Origin of the sequence: Noviherbaspirillum sp., assembly GCF_035944575.1 — a bacterium.
GTDB lineage: Bacteria > Pseudomonadota > Gammaproteobacteria > Burkholderiales > Burkholderiaceae_D > Noviherbaspirillum.
The window spans coordinates 1-5,790 of record NZ_DASZBA010000160.1; the positions used below are offsets into that span (position 1 = coordinate 1).

Annotated in this window: 8 protein-coding genes; all 8 read right to left on the minus strand. The window is 55.6% G+C overall.

The features are described 5' to 3' along the window. Positions 1 to 19: 19 nt before the first annotated feature. The 8 genes from iscX to iscR all read right to left on the minus strand — a co-directional run bounded on the left by iscX (position 20) and on the right by iscR (position 5,731). Positions 20 to 214, minus strand: coding sequence for a Fe-S cluster assembly protein IscX (gene iscX / locus VGU61_RS11600; protein ID WP_326859286.1), 195 nt, complete (start codon positions 212 to 214; stop codon positions 20 to 22). Between the two features lie 39 nt (positions 215 to 253). Beyond that, positions 254 to 592: an ISC system 2Fe-2S type ferredoxin gene (fdx, locus tag VGU61_RS11605; protein WP_326859287.1), complete on the minus strand. Its 339-nt coding sequence runs from the start codon at positions 590 to 592 to the stop codon at positions 254 to 256. Between the two features lie 51 nt (positions 593 to 643). Further along, positions 644 to 2,521: a Fe-S protein assembly chaperone HscA gene (hscA, locus tag VGU61_RS11610; protein WP_326859288.1), complete on the minus strand. Its 1,878-nt coding sequence runs from the start codon at positions 2,519 to 2,521 to the stop codon at positions 644 to 646. 52 nt (positions 2,522 to 2,573) lie between these two features. After that, a complete protein-coding gene (gene hscB, locus VGU61_RS11615) occupies positions 2,574 to 3,089 on the minus strand; it encodes a Fe-S protein assembly co-chaperone HscB (RefSeq protein ID WP_326859289.1) in 516 nt (171 codons plus the stop codon). 81 nt (positions 3,090 to 3,170) lie between these two features. Beyond that, positions 3,171 to 3,494: an iron-sulfur cluster assembly protein IscA gene (gene iscA, locus VGU61_RS11620; protein WP_326509036.1), complete on the minus strand. Its 324-nt coding sequence runs from the start codon at positions 3,492 to 3,494 to the stop codon at positions 3,171 to 3,173. A gap of 51 nt (positions 3,495 to 3,545) precedes the next feature. Beyond that, on the minus strand, positions 3,546 to 3,947 hold the full coding sequence (gene iscU, locus VGU61_RS11625) for a Fe-S cluster assembly scaffold IscU (protein WP_326859290.1): 402 nt from the start codon (positions 3,945 to 3,947) through the stop codon (positions 3,546 to 3,548). Between the two features lie 54 nt (positions 3,948 to 4,001). Next, positions 4,002 to 5,255 (minus strand): IscS subfamily cysteine desulfurase, encoded by a 1,254-nt coding sequence (locus tag VGU61_RS11630; protein WP_326859291.1) that lies wholly within the window; start codon positions 5,253 to 5,255, stop codon positions 4,002 to 4,004. Between the two features lie 14 nt (positions 5,256 to 5,269). Further along, positions 5,270 to 5,731, minus strand: a complete 462-nt coding sequence (gene iscR / locus VGU61_RS11635) for a Fe-S cluster assembly transcriptional regulator IscR (protein ID WP_326859292.1) — start codon at positions 5,729 to 5,731, stop codon at positions 5,270 to 5,272. Positions 5,732 to 5,790: the final 59 nt, after the last annotated feature.

Below are 5,790 nucleotides of genomic sequence, written 5' to 3' on the forward strand. Positions count from 1 at the left end.
CCCTGTTTACAACCAGCCCCTATTCGCTTTCCTCGATCCATGCCATCTGGATCGCTTCCAGAATTTTTTCACCGGACCGGTTTGGATCATCGTCAAACTCGTCCAATTCACATACCCATTTGTGCAGATCGGTAAATCGGACGGTTAAGGGATTAATTTCCGGAAATTTGTCGTGCAATGCTTCTGCAATGCGGATGGTGTCAGTCCATTTCATGATCGCTCCCGCTCGGTTTCTTTCCTTTATCCAGCGACATCAGTGATTTTCACTGGCGTGATTGATCGTGTATTTCGGAATTTCCACGACGAGATTTTCGTCCGCCAGAATTGCCTGGCACGATAGTCTTGACGTCGCTTCAAGTCCCCATGCCCTGTCGAGCAAATCTTCTTCTTTTTCAGCAGGCTCGTTCAGCGACTCGAACCCTTCACGCACCACCACGTGACAGGTCGTGCATGCACAGGACTTTTCGCACGCATGCTCGATATCGATGTCGTTGTCGAGCAATACATCGCATACCGATCTGCCGGCCGGAGCTTCGATTACCGCGCCTTCAGGACACAGCATAGCGTGGGGGAGTACAACGATCTGGGGCACTTGAAAACCTCTTGATTTATTAATGTTGTGATGATTGGGCGGGCCGAAGGCTCATCGCGGACCCTGCGTAACCTCGTCGAGCGTCTTTCCTGACAATGCCGTGCGAACGCTGCGGTCCATGCGTCGTGCTGCAAATTCCTCGGTACCGCGGGCGAGCGCTTCCACCGCAGCCTTGATAGCGAGATGATCCGTTCCCTGCGTCTTACTGCGAACAGCATCAAGCAGTACCAGAACATCGCTGCGCTCTGCATCCGACAGGAGTTCGCCATCGGCTTCCAGCGCGGACTGCGTCGCGAGCACGATACGTTCCGCCTCCACTTGCTCCTCACGCAGAGCGCGCAACTGCATGTCCATATCCGCCGACGCAAACGAATCCTGCAGCATTCTTGCGATATCGCCATCATCCAGTCCGTAAGACGGCTTAACCGAAATGGACGCTTCGACGCCGGAGCGCAATTCACGTGCCGATACAGACAGCAGCCCATCCGCATCGACCTGATAGGTCACGCGGATCCGCGCGGCACCGGCGGCCATCGGCGGTATGCCCCGCAGTTCAAAACGCGCCAGTGAACGGCAATCGCTGACCAGTTCCCGCTCTCCCTGAACCACGTGGATCGCCATCGCGGTTTGGCCATCCTTGAAGGTGGTGAACTCCTGCGCACGAGCGCAGGGTATCGTCGAATTGCGTGGAATGACCTTCTCCACCAATCCACCCATGGTTTCAATGCCGAGCGACAGCGGGATGACGTCGAGCAGCAGCCAGTCGTCGCCTGCCGCACGATTTCCAGCCAGGAGGTTAGCCTGTATCGCCGCACCGAGTGCAACCACCTTGTCGGGGTCGATATTGGCCAATGGCGTGGTTTTGAAAAACTCGCCGACTGCCTTGCGGATGTGCGGCATGCGGGTAGCCCCGCCCACCAGGACAACGCCGTCGACGTCGTCCACCGACAGGCCCGCATCGCGCAGCGCTTTTCGCGTCGGCGTAATGGTTTTATTGACGAGGTGCGAGGTGATCTCCGTGAAAACCTTGGCGGTCAGCGTCAGATGCACTTCCTCTCCCGATCCCAAAACCGCGTCGATGTGCGTTTCGGCATTTGACGAGAGCAATTCCTTTGCCTCCCGCGCCTTCACCATCAGCAGGCGGGTATCATGGTCCGACAATGGCGCCAGCTTCGCCTGCTCGATCATCCAGCACAGCACGCGGTGGTCGAAGTCGTCTCCGCCGAGCGCCGAATCGCCTCCCGTGGCCAGGACTTCGAACACACCCTTCGTCAGCTTGAGAATGGAAATGTCAAACGTGCCACCGCCCAGGTCGTAGACTGCATAGATGCCTTCCGATGCGGTGTCCAGACCGTACGCAATCGCCGCGGCGGTTGGTTCATTCAACAAACGCAGAACATTCAAGCCCGCGAGCTTCGCCGCATCCTTGGTGGCCTGCCGCTGGGCGTCGTCGAAATAGGCAGGCACCGTGATTACCGCGCCGACGAGTTCATCGCCAAGCGCGTCTTCAGCCAGTTGCCGTAACGTCGCCAGAATTTCCGCCGACACTTCGACCGGACTCTTGACGCCGGCAACCGTCTTTAGCTGCACCATGCCGGGCGTATCGAGAAAATCGTAGGGAAGATTTTCCGCATAGGCAATGTCCTTCAGACCCCGGCCCATGAAACGCTTCACTGAAACAATGGTGTTCTTGGGGTCGGTCGTCTGCATCGCCTGCGCCTTGTAGCCGATCTGCGCATGGCCATTCTGCAAATATCGCACGATGGACGGCAGCAACGTCCGCCCCTCTTCGTCGGCAAGCACTTCCGGGATGCTGCTGCGCACGGTAGCAACGAGCGAGTTGGTGGTACCGAGATCGATGCCGACAGCCAGCCGATGCTGGTGAGGCGCGGTCGACATGCCTGGTTCGGAAATTTGAAGTAAAGCCATTTTTGTATTCGCCGGTTGCGCGCTCTACCAAAGGGCGCTCGTATAATCGTGGTCAGGCATCCAGTGCTTCGAAGACGCGCCCGATTTCTTCGCTGAATTTTTCGAGAAACATCAACTGCCGCACTGCCTGGCCTGCCCGGTCAAAATCCTTGTCGTCAAGCAGAGTACCTATACGCTCGACCTCCGCGTTGCGAGCGGCACGCAGTTCATCCTCAATGCTTTCCAGCATGCCGATGTCTTTAGCGGCTCTGGCATCGTCCAGCGATTCGCGCCACTCCATCTGCTGCATCAGGAAAGCGGCAGGCATTGCCGTATTCGACTCGATCTGCAAGTCGACACCATTCAGCTCGCACAGATAGGCGGCACGGCGGAAGGGATTCTTCAGTATCTGATATGCCTCATTTGCTCGCGTCGCCCATTGCATGGCAACCCGCTTCTCGGCATCGCCTGCACTGGCAAATTTGTCCGGGTGCACCTGGTTCTGCACTTCGCGATAGGCTTTGTCCAGCGCCGTCAGGTCGATTGTGAAGCGTTGCGGCAAGTGGAAAAGTTCGAAGTGGTTCTGCATGATTACCTAAAACAAAAGCCTGTCCATACTTCAACAGGCCTTGTCAAAACAATGCATTCCGGCACACCGGAATGCAGATCCTTAAATACGGAAACTCTCTCCGCAACCGCACTCGTCTTTCACATTCGGATTATTGAATTTAAAACCTTCATTCAAACCTTCACGCGCGAAATCGAGCTCCGTGCCATCGATATAGGGCAGGCTTTTCGGATCGACGAACACCTTCACACCATGCGACTCGAACACGCTGTCCTCCGGCGCATTTTCATCCACATACTCGAGCTTGTACGCCAATCCGGAGCAGCCGGTGGTTCTTACGCCGAAACGCAATCCGATGCCCTTGCCGCGCCGTTCGATATAGCGGTTAATATGCTTCGCAGCTTTTTCAGTCAGTGTGATTGCCATAATCGTTAATGCGTCCAACAAATAAAATTATTGAAACCCTAAGCGATCCGTTTATGCAGCCTGCTCGGATTCCGTACCGTGTTTCGCTTTGTAGTCCTGAACCGCTGCCTTGATGGCATCTTCAGCCAGGATGGAGCAGTGGATCTTCACCGGCGGCAAGGCGAGTTCTTCAGCGATCTGGGTGTTCTTGATGGACAACGCCTGATCCAGCGTTTTGCCCTTCACCCATTCAGTCACCAGCGAGGAAGACGCAATTGCGGATCCGCAGCCGTAAGTCTTGAACTTGGCATCCTGTATCACGCCATCCGAACCAACCTTGATCTGCAGTTTCATGACGTCACCGCAAGCCGGAGCGCCGACCATGCCGGTACCCACCGACTCGTCGCCCTTGTCGAAGGCGCCTACGTTGCGCGGATTCTCATAGTGATCGAGAACTTTTTCAGAGTAAGACATTTGATGCTCCTTAAATAATTCAGTCATCGCCTTTCGAAAGGCGGGAATGGCAAATCAGTGCGCCGCCCATTGAATCGTGCTGATGTCGATTCCTTCCTTGTGCATATCCCACAAGGGTGACAAGTCGCGCAGCTTTGCTACTTTTTCCTTGATCAGCCGGATCGTGAAATCGATGTCCTCTTCCGTCGTGAAGCGACCGATCGTGAAACGAATCGAACTGTGCGCCAGTTCGTCGCTGCGGCCGAGCGCGCGCAATACATAGGACGGTTCAAGGCTGGCCGACGTACAGGCCGAACCCGACGACACCGCAATGTCCTTGATCGCCATGATCAGCGATTCGCCTTCCACATAATTAAAACTGACGTTCAGGTTATGCGGCACACGGTTTTCCATGTCGCCGTTGACATATACCTCTTCGATCTCCTGCAGGCCCTTCGCAAGCCGGTCACGCAATGCCTTTACGCGCTCGATTTCGGCGTGCATCTCTTCCTTGGCGATACGGAAGGCCTCGCCCATGCCGACGATTTGATGTGTCGGCAAAGTACCGGAGCGCAGTCCGCGCTCATGACCGCCGCCATGCATCTGCGCTTCGATGCGAACACGTGGTTTGCGTCGTACATACAGCGCCCCGATTCCTTTTGGACCATAGGTCTTGTGAGCGGTGAACGTCATCAGATCCACCTTCCACTTTTCCAGGTCGATATCCATCTTGCCGGTCGCCTGGGCCGCGTCGCAATGAAAGATAATTCCTTTGGAGCGGCAGAATTCACCAATCTCCGGGATTGGTTGAATGACGCCGATTTCATTGTTGACCAGCATGACCGATACCAGGATGGTGTCAGGGCGTACCGCCTCCTGCAGTTGTTCGATGGTGATCAAACCATTGTCCTGCGGCTGCAGATAGGTCGCCTCAAACCCTTGGCGCTCAAGCTCGCGCACCGTATCGAGAACGGCCTTGTGCTCGGTCTTCACCGTAACGATGTGCTTGCCCTTGGTTTTATAAAAATGCGCGGCGCCCTTGATGGCAAGGTTATTTCCCTCAGTAGCACCGGAGGTCCAGATGATCTCGCGAGGATCGGCCTTGACCAGCGCAGCGACATGGGCACGCGCTTCTTCAACCGCCTTCTCCGCGCTCCAGCCGTACATATGGCTGCGCGATGCCGGATTGCCGAACTGCTCACGCAGATAGGGAATCATCTTGTCGGCGACACGCGGATCGATTGGCGTAGTCGCCGAATAATCCATGTAAATCGGGAAATGCGGCGCTTTGATCGTGTCCAACAACTTCTTTTCCAGGGGGGCGTTCATTCAATACACTCCAATTAAGCAGCCACGTGCGGCCGGTGGAGAACCACCACGTTCTTTTGTTTTTGCTGATCTACCAAATCCTTCAGCGACACCGAATCGAGATACTCCACCATCTTTGCATTCAGCGTCGCCCACAGGTCATGCGTCATGCAGCGCGTACCCAGCTCATGGTCCGAACCATGGCAATTTTCCTTGCCTCCGCACTGCGTTGCGTCCAGCGGCTCGTCGACGGCAATGATGATATCGGCGACAGTCACTTCCTCCGCGCTTCGTGCAAGCGTATATCCACCTCCGGGACCGCGCACCGACTCCACGATCGCATGACGTCTCAGCTTGCCGAACAATTGCTCCAGATATGACAACGAAATATCCTGGCGCTGGCTGATTGCCGATAGCGTGACCGGGCCGTTGTCCTGACGCAAAGCGAGGTCAATCATCGCAGTCACTGCAAAGCGGCCTTTTGTCGTCAGACGCATATTTTAATTTCTCCGCAGCTAGAGATTTCCAAATCTCAAATAATGTCCGGTATTCCCGA

Bases quoted from the DNA above. Each gene is read 5' to 3' on its own strand.
- iscX (WP_326859286.1), bottom strand. From the start codon at position 214: ATGAAATGGACTGACACCATCCGCATTGCAGAAGCATTGCACGACAAA.
- hscA (WP_326859288.1), bottom strand. From the start codon at position 2,521: ATGGCTTTACTTCAAATTTCCGAACCAGGCATGTCGACCGCGCCTCAC.
- hscB (WP_326859289.1), bottom strand. From the start codon at position 3,089: ATGCAGAACCACTTCGAACTTTTCCACTTGCCGCAACGCTTCACAATC.
- iscA (WP_326509036.1), bottom strand. From the start codon at position 3,494: ATGGCAATCACACTGACTGAAAAAGCTGCGAAGCATATTAACCGCTAT.
- iscU (WP_326859290.1), bottom strand. From the start codon at position 3,947: ATGTCTTACTCTGAAAAAGTTCTCGATCACTATGAGAATCCGCGCAAC.
- VGU61_RS11630 (WP_326859291.1), bottom strand. From the start codon at position 5,255: ATGAACGCCCCCCTGGAAAAGAAGTTGTTGGACACGATCAAAGCGCCG.
- iscR (WP_326859292.1), bottom strand. From the start codon at position 5,731: ATGCGTCTGACGACAAAAGGCCGCTTTGCAGTGACTGCGATGATTGAC.